The 17,966-nt window shown below is 61.0% G+C and carries 14 protein-coding genes; 6 read left to right on the forward strand and 8 right to left on the reverse strand.

Annotation, left to right across the window (positions count from 1 at the left end):
- Nucleotide 1: 1 nt before the first annotated feature.
- The 6 genes from C8K18_RS10420 to ppk2 all read right to left on the reverse strand — a co-directional run bounded on the left by C8K18_RS10420 (nucleotide 2) and on the right by ppk2 (nucleotide 8,713).
- Nucleotides 2-3,247, reverse strand: coding sequence for an efflux RND transporter permease subunit (locus tag C8K18_RS10420; protein WP_107707412.1), 3,246 nt, complete (start codon nucleotides 3,245-3,247; stop codon nucleotides 2-4).
- Between the two features lie 12 nt (nucleotides 3,248-3,259).
- A complete protein-coding gene (locus tag C8K18_RS10425; RefSeq protein WP_371026833.1) occupies nucleotides 3,260-4,387 on the reverse strand; it encodes an efflux RND transporter periplasmic adaptor subunit in 1,128 nt (375 codons plus the stop codon).
- Between the two features lie 315 nt (nucleotides 4,388-4,702).
- Nucleotides 4,703-5,089 carry a response regulator transcription factor gene (locus C8K18_RS10430; protein WP_029965773.1) on the reverse strand — a complete coding sequence of 129 codons (387 nt, stop codon included), beginning with the start codon at nucleotides 5,087-5,089 and terminating at the stop codon, nucleotides 4,703-4,705.
- Nucleotides 5,090-5,275: 186 nt separating this feature from the next.
- A complete protein-coding gene (locus C8K18_RS10435; RefSeq protein WP_006046776.1) occupies nucleotides 5,276-5,905 on the reverse strand; it encodes a response regulator transcription factor in 630 nt (209 codons plus the stop codon).
- On the reverse strand, nucleotides 5,902-7,137 hold the full coding sequence (locus tag C8K18_RS10440; protein WP_258196105.1) for an ATP-binding protein: 1,236 nt from the start codon (nucleotides 7,135-7,137) through the stop codon (nucleotides 5,902-5,904). Before C8K18_RS10440 ends, C8K18_RS10435 begins: the two co-directional genes overlap by 4 nt.
- 763 nt (nucleotides 7,138-7,900) lie before the next feature.
- On the reverse strand, nucleotides 7,901-8,713 hold the full coding sequence (gene ppk2, locus C8K18_RS10445) for a polyphosphate kinase 2 (RefSeq protein ID WP_207909684.1): 813 nt from the start codon (nucleotides 8,711-8,713) through the stop codon (nucleotides 7,901-7,903).
- A gap of 261 nt (nucleotides 8,714-8,974) precedes the next feature.
- Between ppk2 and C8K18_RS10450 the strand changes: the two genes are divergently transcribed.
- Together C8K18_RS10450 and C8K18_RS10455 are read left to right on the forward strand one after the other, a co-directional pair.
- On the forward strand, nucleotides 8,975-9,601 hold the full coding sequence (locus C8K18_RS10450; RefSeq protein ID WP_132384554.1) for a hypothetical protein: 627 nt from the start codon (nucleotides 8,975-8,977) through the stop codon (nucleotides 9,599-9,601).
- Nucleotides 9,602-9,832: 231 nt separating this feature from the next.
- A complete protein-coding gene (locus C8K18_RS10455) occupies nucleotides 9,833-10,090 on the forward strand; it encodes an RNA-binding protein (protein ID WP_006046771.1) in 258 nt (85 codons plus the stop codon).
- Between the two features lie 28 nt (nucleotides 10,091-10,118).
- Here C8K18_RS10455 and C8K18_RS10460 read toward each other — a convergent pair whose 3' ends face one another.
- Together C8K18_RS10460 and C8K18_RS10465 are read right to left on the reverse strand one after the other, a co-directional pair.
- Nucleotides 10,119-10,706 carry a YSC84-related protein gene (locus C8K18_RS10460; RefSeq protein ID WP_006046770.1) on the reverse strand — a complete coding sequence of 196 codons (588 nt, stop codon included), beginning with the start codon at nucleotides 10,704-10,706 and terminating at the stop codon, nucleotides 10,119-10,121.
- 161 nt (nucleotides 10,707-10,867) lie between these two features.
- Nucleotides 10,868-11,308, reverse strand: a complete 441-nt coding sequence (locus tag C8K18_RS10465; RefSeq protein WP_044020158.1) for a glycine zipper family protein — start codon at nucleotides 11,306-11,308, stop codon at nucleotides 10,868-10,870.
- A 522-nt stretch (nucleotides 11,309-11,830) separates the two neighbouring features.
- Between C8K18_RS10465 and C8K18_RS10470 the strand changes: the two genes are divergently transcribed.
- From C8K18_RS10470 to C8K18_RS10485, 4 genes are all read left to right on the forward strand, one after another.
- Nucleotides 11,831-13,582, forward strand: coding sequence for a SulP family inorganic anion transporter (locus C8K18_RS10470; RefSeq protein ID WP_107707417.1), 1,752 nt, complete (start codon nucleotides 11,831-11,833; stop codon nucleotides 13,580-13,582).
- A gap of 163 nt (nucleotides 13,583-13,745) precedes the next feature.
- Nucleotides 13,746-14,333, forward strand: a complete 588-nt coding sequence (locus C8K18_RS10475; protein WP_006046767.1) for a hypothetical protein — start codon at nucleotides 13,746-13,748, stop codon at nucleotides 14,331-14,333.
- 195 nt (nucleotides 14,334-14,528) lie between these two features.
- Nucleotides 14,529-16,220 (forward strand): aspartate-alanine antiporter, encoded by a 1,692-nt coding sequence (gene aspT, locus C8K18_RS10480; protein ID WP_107707418.1) that lies wholly within the window; start codon nucleotides 14,529-14,531, stop codon nucleotides 16,218-16,220.
- A 56-nt stretch (nucleotides 16,221-16,276) separates the two neighbouring features.
- Nucleotides 16,277-17,932 carry a bifunctional aspartate transaminase/aspartate 4-decarboxylase gene (locus C8K18_RS10485; protein WP_029965785.1) on the forward strand — a complete coding sequence of 552 codons (1,656 nt, stop codon included), beginning with the start codon at nucleotides 16,277-16,279 and terminating at the stop codon, nucleotides 17,930-17,932.
- The last annotated feature ends 34 nt before the right edge of the window (nucleotides 17,933-17,966 follow it).

Genomic DNA, 17,966 nt, shown 5'->3' on the forward strand with positions numbered 1-17,966 from the left:
GTCAGTCGTCCTCGTGCCTGGCTGAAGGCGTGGCGTTGGGCGCACCGGGACCGCCCGCAGCGGGCACCACGGGCACCACAGGCGTTACGGGCACCGGGGTGCCGGCGTCCGCCCCCGGCTTGGTCTTCGGTCCGCTCTTGCGTGACGACCACGATTCGAGCACGTAATAGAACATTGGGATGAAGAACACAGCGATGACGGTTGCGCCCAGCATTCCGCCGATCACGCCGGTGCCGATCGAATGCCGGCTGTTCGCCGACGCGCCCACCGCGATGGCGAGCGGAACGCAGCCGAGAATGAACGCGAGCGAGGTCATGACGATCGGGCGCAGCCGCTCTTCGGACGCGCGCACGGTCGCATCCAGGACCGACGCGCCCGCCTCCCGGTTGATCACCGCGAACTCGAAGATGAGAATCGCATTCTTCGCCGCGAGCGCGACCAGCATCGTGAGACCGATCTGGAAATAGATGTCGTTTTCGAGGCCGCGCATCATGATCGCGAGGAATGCCCCGAACAGCGCAAACGGAACCGCCATCAGCACGCCGACCGGCAGCGACCACTTTTCGTACTGGGCGGCGAGGATCAGGAACACCATGATCAGGCCGAAGATGAACACCGCGCCGGAGGTCCCGCCAGACTTGCGTGCTTCATAAGCCTCACCGCTCCACGCTACGCCGTAGCCGCCGGGCATCTGCGCGGCGAGTTCTTCCAGCGTGCTGATCACCTGGCCCGAGCTGTAGCCGGGCGCCGCATTCGCCGTGACCAGAACCGCTGGGAAATTGTTGAAACGCGTCAGCAGATCGGGACCCGTGACGTATCGGTAAGTCGCGACCGCCCTCAGAGGAATCATCGATCCGCTCTTGCCGCGCACGAAGATCTGATCCAGATCCTGAGGCCTGAGGCGGTATACCGGATCAGCCTGCAAGATGACCTGCCACAGCCGGCTGGAGCGGTTGAATTGCGAGACATAGAGGGAGCCGAACATCGTCTGCATGGAGCTGTAAATGTCTTCAATCGGCACGCCGAGCGTCTGCGCCCTCTCACGGTCCACCTCGACCAGCAACTGCTGCGACGAAGCGTTGAACGTCGTCGTCACGCGCGAAAGTTCGGGGCGCTTGCGCGCCTGCTCGATGAATTGCTGAACGACGCCGGCGAGCTGATCAATCGTCGCGTCGCCCTTGCTCTGTATCCAGACTTCGGTTCCGCCCGTTGTGCCGAGGCCTGGAATGGATGGCGGATTGACCGGAATGACGAGCCCGGCCGTCACTTTCGACAAGGTCCGGTAAGCGTCCGTCAGCACCGCTTTTGCGTTTTGCGTGCTGCGGTTCGCGCGCGTGTAGCGCTCGTCGAAACCCTTCAGGCCGACGAAAAAGGTGCTGGCGTTATTCTTGTTCTGGACATCCAGCAAGCTGTAACCGTCGACCGTGGTGATGCTGCCGACCGCCTCCTGCTTCATGAAGTACTCGGTGACCTGGTCGGATACGGACGCCGTGCGATCCAGGCTCGCGGCATCGGGCAACTGGACCGCGCCGAGCAGATAGCCCTGGTCCTCGGGCGGCAGGAACGCACCCGGAATCGCTTTAACGATCACCACGGTCAGCGCGATCATGCCCACAAAGATCAGCAAGCCTAGTACGAAGCGCTTGATGATGAACTGGATCGCGCGCGAGTAGCCGCTTGTCATTCGCGCGAACGCATTCTCGAACCAGCGGAAAAAGCCCTTCTTTTCCTTGTGGGTGCTCTTGAGCAGCACCGCGGCCAGCGCCGGCGACAAGGTCAGTGCCACGAGACCGGAGATGACCACCGAGATCGCAATCGTGATAGCGAACTGCTTGTATAACTGACCGGTGATTCCGCTCACGAACGCCACTGGCACGAACACCGCGCACAGCACGAGCACGATCGCGATGACCGGTCCCGCGACCTCGTCCATCGCCGCCTTGGCAGCTTCCTTCGGAGGAAGCTTGTGGACCGTCATGTTGCGCTCGACGTTCTCGATCACCACGATCGCGTCGTCAACCACGATGCCGATCGCGAGCACCATCCCGAAGAGCGTGAGCATGTTGATCGAGAAACCCAGCAGCGCCATGCCCATGCACGTCCCGACAATCGAAATCGGCACCGCCAGCACCGGGATGAGCGTCGCGCGAAGACTTTGCAGGAAGATGTACACGACGATCACGACCAGCACCAGCGCTTCGAAGAACGTGTGGATCACGTCGGAGATGGACGCTCGCGTGAACTCCGTGGTGTCCATCGCGATGTCGTATTTGATGCCCTCCGGGAACGACTTGCTGAGTTCCGCAAGACTCGCGCGCACCTGCTTCGACACATCCAGCGCGTTTGCGCCGGGTTGCTGATAAACCGCGATGATCGTGGCGGGCTTGCCCTGGAAACGGCTGCGGATCGAATAGTCTTTTTGCCCGAGTTCGGCCCTGCCTACGTCCTTCAGCCGCACGATCGCCGAACCTTCGCTGGCCGCGCGCAGGATGATGTTTTCGAACTGCGCCGGCTCGGCGAGGCGGCCGCTTGTCGTCACCGCGAAAGACTGTTCGACGGGCGATCCCGTAGGCGACTGCCCGATGCGGCCGACCGCGAACTGCTGGTTCTGGTTCTGCACCGCGGTTTGCACATCGGTCGCCGTGATCGCGAGCTGCGCCATGCGGTCGGGCTTTAGCCACACTCGCATCGCGTAGTCAGGCGTACCGAAGATGCTCGACTGGTTGGCGCCGGGAATGCGCTTCAGTGCATCGAGCACATAGATGTTCGCGTAGTTCGCGATATACGTGCTGTTAAAGCGCTGGTCCGGCGAATAGATGGCGATGACCATCATGAATGCCGACGACTTCTTCTGCACCTGGACGCCCTGCGCCTGAACCGACTGCGGCAGTTGCGGCAGTGCCAGGTTCACGCGGTTCTGTACGTCGACCTGCGCGAGTTGCGGATTGGTGCCGATTTCGAAGAACGCGTTAATGGTCAGGTTGCCGGTCGACGAACTCGACGAGTTCATGTAAATCATGTTGTCCGCGCCGTTCACCTGCTGCTCGATCGGTGCGGCCACATTGTTCGCGACAACATCGGCGCTCGCTCCCGGATAGGTGGCGGAGATCGTGATCTGCGGCGGCGTGATGTCCGGATACTGGGCGACGGGCAATGAGAACATCGTCAACGCGCCTCCCAGCGTGATGACGATGGAGATCACGGACGCGAAGATCGGCCGGTCGATGCAGTAGTGGGAAATACTCATCGTTGCCGTCCTTTATTGCGTGCCGCCGGCGCTTGTCGGCCGCTGGACGATTTTTAGCGGCACGCCGGCCGTCACGCGGATCGCGCCGTCGACGACGACACGCTCGCCGGCCTTCAGTCCGTCTGTGATGAACCAGTCGTCGCCTTGCCATTCACCGACTTCGACGACCCGCTGATGGCCCTTCGATTCGTTGTCCACGACCCACAGAAAGTGGCTCTTCGAGCCTTGCAGCACCGCGCGCTGAGGCACGAGAATCGCGTTGGGCCGGATCGCGCCGGCCACGCGCGCGCGCACGAATTGTCCGGGACGCAGGACGGACTTCGCATTGTCGAACACGGCCCGCACGAGGAAGGTTCCCGTCTCCGTGCTGAAAGCAGGATTGGCAAAGTCGATGGAGCCTTGCTCCGGATAGACCCCGCCGTCGGCCAGGACCAGCGACACCGTGAAGCCGTTATTCGGAGGGAAGCGCAGACGTCCGGTGGCAATCTGATCGCGGTATCTCAGCATTTCATTTTCGGAGATGCTGAAGTTGACCCACATCGGGTCCAGCTGATAGACGGTCGTCAGCAATCCCGATTGCGTCGCCGTAACGTAGCTGCCATCCTGTTGCCGCGCGAAGCTCGACAGGCCGGTCAGCGGCGATTTGATCGTCGTATAGCTGAGGTTCAGATTCGCGGTGTCCACTTCCCCTTTGGCGGCGATAACCGCCGCGGCGGCTTGCGCTTCGCCGCCGACCGCGTCGTCGAGATCTTTTTTGCTCAACGCGTTCTGCGCCACCAGCGGTTGCACGCGCGCCAGGTTGGCCTTTGCCACCTGGTGCCGCGCCTGCTGCTGCGCCAGTTGACCTTTTGCGGTACGCAGCGCGGCCTCGAACGGCTTCGGGTCCATCAGAAACATGGTCTGCCCGGTCTTCACCAGCGAGCCCTCGACGTACGCGCGCCGATCGAGAAAGCCGTCGACCCGAGCGCGTATCTGAACTTCACGCGAGCTCTCTGTCTGCGCGGTGAATTCAAACTGCACAGGCGTGTCGCGCGGAGTCACCGTCATCACAGTGACTTCGGGCGCACTGGGTTGCGGCAATGCCTCGCTCTTGCCGCAGCCCGCGACGAGCGCGAGCAGCGCAAGAGCCAGCATCGACATCAGCAACGGGATCAGCAACTGCCGCAGTGTCGACTGCGAATGCCGGATAGGCCCAGCATCGTCGGGCGTGCCCGTCAGCGCTCGAGAAAGGCGCACCGGCAGCCCTGGCAGCAAGCAGGTAACGGAGGCAGTATTCATCGCATGCTCCGGCTAAATGCGTCCGGGGTCTTTATCACCGTATTCTCCGGATGGCGTCAGCGCGGCTGACGGCTGCGGGAATTCCAGTTTGGTCATCGCGCAAAGGCAGGGCAATGGGACTTTGGTCTCATATCGCGGCGCGTGCGCCTCTGCGTAGCAGACGCGGCAACAGCGGCGTCAGGGCGTGAGCGGAATGCCCAGCGCCATCTGGACCGTGCGGATCAGGACCGAACCGTTGAATGGTTTGCGCAAATAGCCGACTGCGCCTGCGGCCAGAACCTGCTCCCGCACGGCGGCATCGTCGTGAGCCGTTATGATGACGACGCGAATCAGACTTCCCGCCAGCCGGCGCTGCACATCGAGTCCGCTGATGCCGGGCATCTGAACGTCGAGAACCGCGCAGCCAGGACGGAATGACGGAACCGACGACAGCCTGTCGAGGAACTGTTCCCCTGTGGTGAAGACCTCGGCCTCCATGCCAACCGACCTCAGCAGGCGCTTGATCGCCCTTCCGACCGACTCTTCATCGTCGACCACGGCCGTTGTTGGTGTGGCATTACCCATATGGTGTGTCGGACCTTTCAGACGGTGCGGCAAAAAGGCGATTGAGTAGAGAAGCGTAGCCGTCCGGCGCGTAGACGGAAATAGGACTTTGGTCTCGTCCCTGACGGATTGCGAAGGATTACGAGGAATTGCAACGATTTGCGGATAGGCAGAACGCCCGTACACGGATGACACGCGTGCGTTCCGCTAGCGCCCGGGGTCTGCGCTCTGTGCCAAACGAGCCTTCTCGGCAAGACGGACGAGCTCAGCAAGCGAACCGGCTTTCATCTTTTCCATCACACGTGCGCGATGGATCTTGATGGTCTTTTCCGCCGCCCCGAGTTCGCTCGCCACCTGCTTGTTCAGATAGCCTTCCACCACGAGCATCATCACCTCGCGCTCGCGCGGCGTAAGCTGATTCAGGCGGCTATGGATGTCGGCGAGTTCCGCGCGCGCGGCGAAAATGCGCCGTGCCCGTTCCAGCGCGCGTTCCAGCACGTCGAGCAACACGGCGTCATGGACAGGCTTCGGCAGGAAGTCAGCCGCACCGGCCTTCATTGCATCGATAGCGGAATCCAGGTCGCCATGACCGGAGATGACGATGACCGGCACGCACTCGTGCAACCGGCGTTGGAGCGCGAGTCCGCTCAGATCGGGAAGTTGCAGGTCCAGCAACAGACATGCCGGAGACGCTTCCAGATCGGCGTCTTCGATAAACGCTTCCGCACTGGCGAACGTTTCCACGCGATGCCCCGCGGAGCGGATCAGTCGTGCCAGAGCAGTGCGGACGTGTTCGTCGTCATCGACGATGAACACCACGGGAGCGGAAGCGTTCACGACGTATAGCGAGAACCGGATGCCAGGCCTTCAGCGCCGCCCGCCGATGGAAGCAGGATGTGAAATGTTGCACCCCCATCATCGTTGTTGTCGGCCCACAGACGGCCGCCATGCATCGAGATTATCGAACTGCTGATCGACAGGCCAAGGCCGAGCCCATGCATCTTCGACGTGAAAAAAGGTTTGAACACGTCGCCGACCTGGTCCGCATTGAGCCCCTGCCCCCGATCGTTCACGGTGATGCTGACGCCTGCCTGCTGAGGCGCTGCTCTGATTCTCACCGAGACCACGCGATGTTCCGCACTGCACTGTTCGACGGCGTCGAATGCGTTTTGCAACAGATTGATCATCACCTGCTGCAACTGCGTGTTGTCGCCGCGTACTTGCGGCAAATGCTTCTCGACGTCGAGCGTGACGCTTACGCCAAGTGCGAGCGCACTGCGGCGCATCAGGTGGGTCGCGCCGCGCACGAGCGTATCGATAGCGAGCGGCCGCGTTTCGGGCGTCGCGCCTCTGACCAGTTGGCGCAGTTTTCGAACAATTTCAGTGGCTCTGAAGCTGTCGTCGACGATGTCCGCGAGCGCTTCCCGCAAATTGTCAGGGTCGCTTACGGGCGACTGGAGAAATCGCTGCGCCGCCTGCGCGTTGCCGAGAATCGCGGTGAGCGGCTGATTGATTTCATGCGCGAGAGCCGCCGCCATTTCGCTCAGATCCGACACCCGCGCGGGTTGCACACTCTTCAGGTCGTCTGCGGAGGCGTGCGCGTGTTCGCACGGATCCACGATAGTCACGATCCACGGCGATGCGCCCGCTTCATATCGCGTGCATTGCACGCTGACCGGACGCTCGCCGCCGTCCCTGCACCGGGCGACCGCCATGCGTCGCACGCCTGCGGTCCCAGCGCGCGAACCCGGCACGAAGGCGCCCGAGGGTATGGCCTGCTTATCTGTGTCGTCGGCTGTGTGATCGGCTGTGTCGTGCGCTGCGTCGTCCGCGGTGTCGTCCGCCATGCGCGGACACAACTGCATGAAGGACAGGCTGCACAGTTCGTTTGTCGTATACCCGAACAGCGCCGCCGCCGGTTCATTGACCTGCATGACCCGATAGTCGTCATCGACGACCATCACCGCAACCGGCATCGCATCCAGCAGCGGCCTCAGATCGGCGCCTGCGTAGGCAGACGGCGCGTCGTTCGCGCGGCGGTGCCACCAGGGTATATATCCGGCTAGCACAGCGCTCAATCGGCTCGCCCGTCCGGCTTGAGCTACCGCGGAATGCCTGTGCGCGCGTGTGCTGCGCGGGTCCCGACGCACGGCATTCTGACCCGCTGCCGACCGGTCGCGAGGGAGATGGAATCCTGCGTCGTGCAGATGCATGGGTGTCCTAATTGTGCCCGCCATAAGCTCGAGCGCTGAACCGGAAGCGGCGGCGCGAACCCGCCCTGGAGAAATGAGCCGCTCAACTGCTGCCACGACTTCGGATACTACGTTGCGATGATGATGCCTGAGACCATTCATGATCGAACTCTCCGTAGGATGCCTTACGGTGTCGAGCAGCAACGTCGATTTGCAGCAGTTTGCAGCCGATGCTTGCCGCGTGGCCGCGAACCTTCTCGCTGACGAGCCAGCGCACCGACCTGTGAATTCAGCAGCGATCCACTAATAGCGAAGTATTCGACCGCGGACCCGGCTAAGACGATGTTCCGTCTGCGCGTCTTTTGAGAAAGATATACTTAAGCGTAATGAAATGACAGGCTTGTTGTCAGATTTTCCCTAATATTTGACTGACCCTCGATCTCGACCAAGTAAAAAAGACTGAATGATTCACCGGGTCTATTGAGGCTGTCCGTACATAGCCTGAACGCCGTTGGAATGGCGCGCCGCATTGCGTTTCAGGGCTGGAATACGGGCATGAAGCGCCGTCACACCACCGAAGGTTCGAAGCGCTGATATATCGTGCGCAAGTCGTCTGGATACGCAAACCGTATAACCCGTGTCAGAATTTTTCGGGTACATATTTATACGGATAAGCGGGCTCCTGATAGCTCTTCGCCTTCTGTCGCGACGGCAATTGAATTGCTTCGCGTCGCACGGGCTCATACGGAATCTGGCTCAATAGATGGCTAATGAGATTCAGGCGTGCCCGCTTCTTATCGTTCGAGATCACGACATGCCACGGTGCGAATTCCGTATCGGTCATCGCGAACATATCGTCGCGGGCGCGTGAATAATCGTACCAGCGCCGGTACGATTCGATGTCCATCGGAGAAAGCTTCCAGATCTTGCGCTCGTCCTTGATGCGCGCTTCGAGCCGCCGCGTCTGCTCCTCGGGACTCACCTCCAGCCAGTACTTGAGGAGAATCACGCCTGAATGAATAATCGCGCGTTCGACGAGTGGCACGACGCGCAGAAACTCCTGCACCTGTTCATCGGTGCAAAAACCCATGACACGCTCGACGCCCGCCCGGTTGTACCAGCTTCGGTCGAACAGCATGATTTCTCCCGCTGCTGGCAGGTAGGGCAGATAGCGCTGAATGTACATCTGACTCTTTTCGCGCTCGGTGGGTGCAGGCAGTGCGACGACCCGGAAGACGCGCGGACTGACGCGTTCTGTAATCGCTTTAATGGTGCCGCCCTTGCCCGCGCCATCGCGGCCCTCGAAGATCACGCATATTTTCGCGCCGCTTGCTTTCGTCCATTCCTGAAGCTGGACCAGTTCGACATGAAGCCTCGCAAGCTCCTTCATGTACGCCTTGTTGTCGAGCTTGCGCGCACGTCCGGCGTCTTGGACGTTGCTGGCATCGGCCATTCTGGACATAGTCTCGCCTCCATATTCCGTGCCCGCGCGGCACCGTTTGCCTTCTCGACTATCGACGCCGGATAAGACGCGGGCAATAGGACCTTAGGCCGATGTTGGCGAGCGGCCACCATGATCCAATGCATGGCGTAGCCGGTTCAACGCAGCGCGCATCTGTCGATAGCGCGAATAGCCGCGCCCGAAGAAGCCGTCAGGTAATGAACAATGAACAATCGGTAAGAGGTGTTCATGGAGCAGGATAAGCGTGTGCCGTTGCTCAATCTCATCGATCGCGTCTCCGAAATCCTGTTCGGCCTCCTCATGGCCGTGACAATTATGGGCTCCGTATCGATAGCTTCCACCTCGCGCGACCCGGCCCGTGCGGCGACCATTGCCGCCCTCGGCTGCAATATCGCGTGGGGACTTGTTGACGCAGTCATGTATCTGATGCGGACCGCGACCGAACGCACGCGGATACGCCGCATCGCACACAAGGCGCTCGGCGCGGACGTGAACGGCGCACGCCGACTGATTGCCGATGAATTGCCGGAGCACGTGCGGGCCATTACGGGCGACGACGAACTCGAAGGTATGCGCAGGCGTTTGCAGACGATCGAGCCGCTTCGTCGTCACGCACTCGGGCCGCGGGACTTTGTCGAAGCCGCCGGCATCTTCGCGCTAGTGGTCATTGCCACTTTTCCGGTCGTCGTCCCTTTTCTGCTGTTGAGCGACGTGAAGGCCGCCATGAACACGTCACGGGGAATCACCGTCGCCATGCTGTTCGTGCTTGGCGTCGCGCTGGGTCGCTACGCGGAATATCTGAAGCCGCTGCGCACGGGCCTTGCTATGGCCTTGCTCGGCGTCGTGCTCATCGCGGCGGTGAAAGCGCTGGGAGGCTAGCGTGGCTGCATCGGGACAGAGGCCATGCGGAGAACCGGTGCATTAGAGCGACCGCCGTGCGCGTGTAGGACTTTGGTCTAATTGCCAGGGTCAACTGCCGCCTTCAGGATCAAAGCGATGGCGAGCCGCCCCCCGCTGATCCCGCGCTTGGCCCGAGAGCCGCCGTATAGCGGCGGCGGCGTCAACCTCATGGCCCGACCGATGAATTGACGGACACTCAAGGAGCGCATCATGGCCGATCTCTGGATAGGAAACGTCGAAGAGAGCACTTCGGACGACGAAATCAGGGACTTTCTTATCAAGTACGGATTTCCGCCGTTTGATCAGGTCATGCGCTATCACGGAACCGGAGCACGGCCCGCGCTCGTGCTCACCTTCCACGACACTCCGCCGGACGCATTGCGCCGCCTGCAGTCCCGAATCCACAACATGTTCTGGAAGAGCCGGACCATTGTCGCGCAGGTCATGCCGGAGCACGACGACAGCTAGGAGAAGCCGCGCACGTGGCGCGGCGCGTTCATATCGTCAGCCGGGTCACTTTCGCGCCGTTGACGGACGCATCGGCCATCAGACCGACATTGGTCAGCACGAGCGCCACGACTTGCGACGACGCGGACGTCGTATCGATAGCCCCGTTGGCACCGACCTTGGCGATCGAAACGCCCACATCGCCACCCGCCGACCAGCCTGCCGAGCTTTGGAACGCAGCGAGCGAATCCTGGGTCATGAAGAGGAAAATGACCGCGGTCGACTGTGCCCCTGCCTGGAACCCAAACGACGCTCCCGCCACGCTGAAGTAGCCGGCCGTCTTGCCGCCGGAACGCAATGCGCCCTCGCCATACTCGGCGCCGACGATAAACGCCGCCTTCTTCACGTCCGGGAACACGAGGATGCCTTGAGCCTTTGACATGAGCTCGCGCGAACCTTGCACCGTCGATGACAGCCGGCTCAACGTGCCATCGACGCTCGCATCTATCGCCTGGCGCTTCGAAGCATCGGTCTCACCACTCTTGCCGCTGCTGGACGTCATCGTGCAACCGGCAAGAACCAGAGTCCCGGCGGCCGCGGCAGCAGTAGTCGTCAGCACAAAATGCCGTCTGTTCATTGTTCACCTCCATAGTGTTGCCGTGGCGAAACTTTCCGTGCCCGATTACATGATGTCATGGCGGCCGAATCGGCGAATCGGACTTTGGTCTTACAGCGCGCTCGTATCCGCGTCGCGGGAGGCGCGCAACTGGTTGTGTCGCTTAGGATGCCTCTTTCGCCTCATTTCACCGAATATCCGCGCCCCTGCATGCATGCGGCCCATGCGCGATCATAAGTATCGATAGCCCCTTGCGATTGAGCCTGAGTGGAGGCCGCTGCAGCCCGTTGATTGTTGCGAGCCCGCGCGCCGCCGGCCATCGTGCCACCCGCTGCACCGATTGCGGCACCCTTGCCCGCGTCACCGGCAATCGCGCCTATCGCTGCGCCTCCAGCGGCGCCGCGCGCGGCGCCTCTAACACGCTCGCCGCCGCCGACCGCAGGTCCCGAAGGTGGTGGCGGGCTGGTGTTCACCGTCGCTGGATCGATGCCCGTGTTGCTCTTGGCCCACGAATAGCATGCGCCGTCGTCCTTCTGCTGCTGTTGCTGGCTTTGCCCTTTGGCGGGATAGGCAACCGGCTTGGCCTGCACGGCGGAGCCAAACAACACTCCGCTCGCAAGCACCGCGCAAAAGCAGCGTTCCCTGTAAGTGTTCACAGCGACTCCTCGATTGGGCGCGCGATGACGGCATCGGATTGCATCTGCCGGTGCGTGCCGCGCCGTCGGATACAGCGGCCCGCATGCGGCGCCGTCGACGCATATCGTCATGGACGCTGACGAACCTCACCGCCGCGCCGAAGCCCATCGACCGTCGGCCGCCGTCAGCGTGTCTGTGCGACTCGTCCCTATCCGTCACGCACTCGCGCAGGTCGCGCAGGCGCGCCGCGAACCTGGGAACGCACAGTCCTGCTTCGAAGATTGTGTCGCCTGCCGGGCGAACACAATCGGACCATGGTCGTATCCGTTCGACGATGCCATCGGACAGCCGCAATCTGCACCAGGACCAAAGTCCGATGTGCACCGGTTCTCCCCCGCACTATGCTGAACAATCGGTACATGATCGTCGCCGTGAATGGGTGACGCCCGGACGGCTCTGTTCGCGCCCCGCTACGAGCTCGAACCGGCTCCGCGAAAGGAGACCTCGCGATGAGCGACCCGCCTCGCCCACAGCCATCCATGTTGAACCCGGAGCGTGTCGCCGGCTGGCGTGCGGTATTTCCCGTCGCGCAGTGGCTTCCTGCCTATCGGGCCGAGTGGCTGAGGCACGACGCGATTGCGGGCGTGACGCTTGCGGCCTACGGCATTCCAGTGTCGCTCGCGTATGCAACGCTTGCCGGGTTGCCGCCCCAATACGGCATCTACTGTTATCTGCTCGGCGGCCTCTGCTACGCCATCTTCGGATCCTCGCGGCAGCTTGCGGTTGGACCGACATCGGCCATTTCAATGCTCGTCGGCGTGACGGTCGCGGGCCTCGCAGGTGGAGACCCTGAGCGCTTCGCGTCCATCGCGGCGCTGACGGCAATACTGCTGGGAGCGATGTGCGTCGTCGCATGGATACTTCGGCTCAGCTCCCTCGTCAACTTCATCAGCGAAACGATTCTGCTTGGCTTCAAGGCCGGCGCGGCGCTCACGATCGCGCTCACGCAGTTGCCCAAGCTGTTCGGTGTCCAGGGTGGAGGCGAACAGTTCTTCGAGCGCATCGTCGTGCTCGCCCGGCAACTGCCCGATACGAATTTCACGGTGCTCGCGTTCGGGCTAGCCGTCATCGTCCTGCTGCTGCTCGGAGAGCGGTATCTGCCGGGGCGCCCTGTCGCGCTGCTGCTAGTCGTGGCCTCCATCATCCTGATGTCGGTCACACCATTCGCATCGATGGGCGTCAAGGTCGTCGGTGCGATCCCACAGGGCTTGCCCGCGTTTCATGCGCCGGGCCTACGCTTGCGCGACGTGGACGGAGTGATTCCGCTGGCCTTCGCCTGTCTGCTGCTCGCTTATGTAGAAAGCGTCTCCGCCGCGCGCGCCATCGCGCACACGCGAGGCTATGAGATCGATCCGCGTCAGGAATTGCTGGGCCTCGGCGCTGCGAATCTGGCGGCTGGCTTTTTTCAGGGTTTCCCCGTGGCCGGCGGACTCTCCCAATCGTCGGTGAACGACAAAGCCGGCGCAAGGACGCCCCTCTCGCTCGTGTTCGCTTCCGTGACGATCGGGCTTTGCCTGATGTTCCTGACAGGACTCCTCGCCAATCTGCCTAACGTGGTTCTCGCGGCGATCGTGCTCATCGCGGTTAAAGGTCTCATCGACATCGACGAACTGCGCCACGTATGGCGCGTCAGCCGCTATGAATTTCTCGTTGCGATGGTGGCTTTTGCCGCGGTGCTGCTGCTTGGGATTCTGAAAGGCGTCATTTTCGCCGTGCTCGTCTCCATGTTGCTGCTCATCAGACGCGCTGCCTGTCCGCACGTCGCGGTTCTGGGCCGCATTCCCGGCACGCGCCGCTATTCGGACATCGAGCGCAATCCCGACAATCAGCCAGTACCTGGCGCGTTGATGTTCCGGGTCGAAGCATCGTTGCTCTACTTCAACGCCGACTATGTTCGCGCCACGGTGTGGGCACATATTCGCGCTTCCGCGCAGACACACTCGCTCGTGATATGCGATCTCTCCGCTTCGCCGTTCGTCGATCTTGCGGGCGCGCGCATGCTGTCGGCGTTGCACGCCGAACTGGCAGCGGCCGGCATACGCCTGCGGCTCGTCAGTGCTCATGCAAGCGCGCGCGATATCCTGCGCGCCGAGGGAGTGGAACAACAGGTGGGTTATATCGGACGGCGCGTGTCGGTGGCCGATGTCATCGACGAGTGGCGTGGCGTTGCCAGCGCCGGCGTTATCGCGCCACCCAACTGACAGCCACAGGGAGGAACTGCAAACAGACAGAAGAAGGCGTCCAACGATCCGGCATGCCAATGCCTTGCTTGCCCTGCTTTGCACCTGGTGGTCCAAGGCATGGCGGATTCCCGGCATGTCCGGACTGTCAACGAAAGAGTGTCCTCACCCAATGGAGAATTCAATGAAGCACAGAACAGCGCTACTCATCGCCACGATGATCGCCATCGCCCCGACAGCGTGGGCACAGACGGAAAATGTGGAGACGATGAAAGCTCCCGGCCACGCCAGCATTAAAGGCACCAGCCGGATGACGGCGACCGTGGACTCCATCGATGCTGCGACCCGAACTGTCACGTTAAAAACGCAGCAAGGAAAAATGGTCGAAGTCGAAGTCGGCCCCGAGGCGCGCAACTTCGACCAGCTAAAGGTAGGCGACGTGGTGACAACGGTCTACCGCGAATCGCTAAGCCTCAGTCTCAAGAAAAACGGCACTGAGCCCGCGTCGATTTCGGAACAGCCTTCAATGGAGCGCGCGGCCAAAGGCCAAAAACCCGGCGGCACATTAGGGCGACAAGTCACAATCGTCGCCGACGTAATCGCAGTTCACCCCAAAACCAAAACCGTCACGCTGAAGGGTCCGAAGGGCAACATAGTAGACCTGGTTGTCGAAGATCCGGAACAGATCGCGAACATAAAAAAGGGCGATCAGGTGGAGGCCGTGTATACCGAAGCGCTTGCCATCTCTGTCGAACCGGCCGTCAAGAAGTAGTGCTCTCGCGCTGACTTGGGGTCTCGCAAAAAAACGGCAAAGCCGACGAAACTGCACCAAATAGGACCAAGGTCCGATACATCGCGAAATGTCGGAAATGTAATCTTGATAGGGTCGCGAAAACAAGGCGTCGCAGAGAAACTGTATCGGACCAACTGCTTCCTTTGGACGGAGTACTTTCCATCAGGAGTGCGTATGTCATGGCTCTCGGAAACACTACGCAGTTACCCGGAAATTGCAATTTTCCTGTCTCTTGGAATTGGCTATTGGGTCGGCGGAAAAAGCTTCAAGGGATTTAGTCTCGGCGCGGTGACGGCAACGCTTCTCGCCGCCATAGCGATAGGCCAGCTAGGCATTACTGTTTCGCCGAATGTGAAGTCAGTTTTCTTCCTGATGTTCCTGTTCGCAGTGGGATACGGCGTGGGTCCGCAATTCGTACGGGGCATCGCGAAGGACGGCATTCCGCAAGCGCTTTTCTCCGTGGTTCAGTGCCTGCTATGTCTGGCGGCGCCTGTGGTCGCGGCAAAAGTCGCGGGTTACAGCATCGGCTCGGCTGCCGGGCTGTTGGCCGGCTCGCAAACAATCTCGGCGTCGATGGGCCTTGCCACCGACGCCATCAATCGCCTCCGCTTGCCGGCGGACGAGAGCAAGGCGCTTCTCAATGCCATGCCGACCGCCTATGCCGTCACCTATATATTCGGCACGATCGGCTCTGCACTGATACTCGCCACGCTCGGCCCCCGGCTATTGCGCATCGACCTCGTGGCCGCCTGCAAAGAGTATGAAGCAAGCCTTGGCGCCACGCGCGAACTGGGCGGCGCTGGTCAGGCATGGCATAAATTCGAATTCCGCGCATATCGTGTTCAAAGCAACGGGCCTGCCGCAGGGTTGACAGTTGCACAGGCCGAAACAATGGCTGCGGTAAACAGCAGGCTTTTTATTGAACGCATCAGACGCGACGGCCAGATACGGGACGCCACACTCGATCTGGTTTTACAACCCGACGACATCGTCGCGGTGGCGGGACGCCGTGAACAACTTGTCAACGCCATCGGGCCCGCGGCACTGGAGATCGACGATCCCGATCTTCTCGCGGTTCCCGTCGAAGGCGTCGACATCTACGTGACCAGCAAGGCAATCGACAACAAGACGCTGCAGGAACTGAGCACACTCCCCGCTGCAAGAGGAGTGTTTTTACGGAAGATCAAGCGCGGGCCGACTGAGACGCCCATTCCGATACTGCCCAACACCAGGTTGCACCGCGGCGATGTGATCACCGTCGTCGGACGCACGCAGGATACAACCGCCGCAGCCGAGGCCATCGGCGTGCTGGACCGGTCGACAAGCGTAGCCGATATGGCTTTCGTCTCGCTCGCCATTGCGGTGGGCGCCCTGATCGGTGCAGTGGTGATCCGTGTCGGCGCGATTCCAATTACGTTGTCGACGGCGGGCGGCGCGCTCATCGCCGGCATCGCATTCGGCTGGTTCCGTGCGATACATCCGACGTTCGGCCGCATTCCCGAGCCGACAATCTGGTTCATGAACTCGGTGGGGTTGAACGTGTTTATCGCGGTGGTGGGCATCACGGCCGGTCCCGGTTTCGTCGCCGGATTGCAGCAACTCGGCGTCAGTCTGTTTCTTTGGGGCATCGTCGCAACATCGGTTCCGCTGATCCTCGGCATGTTCATCGCCAAATACATATTCAAATTCCATCCCGCGCTGCTGTTCGGCATCTGTGCGGGTGCCCGAACCACGACGGCAGCGCTCGGCATGGTCTGCGATGCTGCAAAAAGCCAGGTGCCCGGTCTGGGATACACCGTCACCTACGCGGTCGGCAACACACTCCTCACGATCTGGGGGATGGTGATCGTGATAGTCCTTTCATGACAGCGCAATGCGTGCGTGGCTACCTGAATACGCAATACTCGATCTGGAGGTAAGTGATGGAGAAGTCCCGCAAATCGGCGGCAGGCGATACTTCGAAACTGGCCGCACTCAGCCCCTTCGAGCTGAAAGATGAACTCATCAAAGCCGCTGGCGGCAGCGCGGTGGAACGCCCAGCGAATCTGGCCATGCTCAACGCGGGCCGCGGCAACCCGAACTTTCTCGCGACGATTCCGCGCCACGGTTTCTGGCAACTCGGTCTCTTTGCGATGCGCGAGTCGGAACGTTCATTCGCGTACATGCCGGAGGGCGTCGGCGGATTTCCGAAGCGCGATGGGCTCTCCGAACGCTTCGAGCTATTCGTGCGTGAGAACAAGGGCACGCCGGGCATCGACTTCCTGGCGGGCGCCGTTTCCTATGTGCGCGACCAGCTCGGGCTTTCCGCCAACGATTTTCTGTATGAGATGTGCGAGGGCATTCTCGCGTCGAACTATCCGGTGCCCGACAGGATGCTGAAGCTGTCGGAAATCATCGTCGGACAGTATCTGCGACGCGAGATGATCGGCAAGCATCCGTTCGTCGGCGAATTCGACCTCTTCGCGGTTGAAGGCGGGACGGCGGCAATGACCTATATCTTCAACACGATGCGCGAGAACCGGCTCATCAAACCGGGCGACAGGATTGCGCTCGGCATGCCGATTTTTACGCCTTACATCGAAATTCCACGGCTAAACGACTATGAGCTCGACGTAGTCAATCTGAACGCCACGGTAGAGAACAACTGGCAGTACTCGAATGAGGAACTCGACAAACTACGCGACCCAACGGTGAAGGCATTCTTTCTCGTCAATCCGAGCAACCCGTCGTCTGTCAAGGTCAGCGACGACAGTCTCCGGTATATCGCCGACATCGTGAAAGAACGCCCCGACCTGATTCTGCTGACTGACGACGTGTACGGCACATTCGCCGATGACTTCGTGTCGCTCTTTGCCCTCGCGCCTCACAACACGATTCTCGTCTATTCGTACTCGAAATACTTCGGCGCGACGGGCTGGCGGCTTGGCGCGATCGCGACGCATCGTGACAATGTGCTGGACCGTCTGCTCGCCGAATTGCCGCAAGACGTCAAAAAAGTGATGCATCACCGATACGAGTCGATCACGACCGAGCCCGATCAACTGAAGTTTATTGACCGCCTGGTGGCCGACAGTCGTACTGTGGCACTCAACCATACGGCCGGGTTGTCGACGCCGCAGCAGGTTCAGATGGTGCTGTTCTCGCTGTTTTCGTTAATGGATACGCCCGACGCGTACAAGAACGCATTGAAGCGGCTCATCCGCAACCGCAAGAAAGCACTCTACGACGAGATCGGCATTTCATTCGAGGATAGCGATCCCAATCAGGTCGATTACTACGCGGTTCTCGACCTCGAGTATCTCGCCGAGCGGGCGTACGGTCGCGAGTTCGTCGAATGGCTGCTCAAGAATACCGCGCCCACTGAGCTGCTGTTCCGTCTCGCGCGTGAAGCTCGTGTCGTGCTGCTGCCGGGGCGCGGCTTTGGGACGATGCATCCATCGGGTCGCGTTTCACTCGCCAATCTCAACGAGTCGGACTACAGACAGATCGGCAAGGCCGTACGGCACATGCTTTCCGAGCATGTCGACCGATACAACAGTGAAACAGGCAACACGCTCGACCGGAACAAAACCTTATAGATCCGTCTCGAGCCGCACCGCAATGTCTGCGCGC

The sequence above is a fragment of the Paraburkholderia sp. GV068 genome (assembly GCF_003058125.1).
GTDB lineage: Bacteria > Pseudomonadota > Gammaproteobacteria > Burkholderiales > Burkholderiaceae > Paraburkholderia > Paraburkholderia graminis.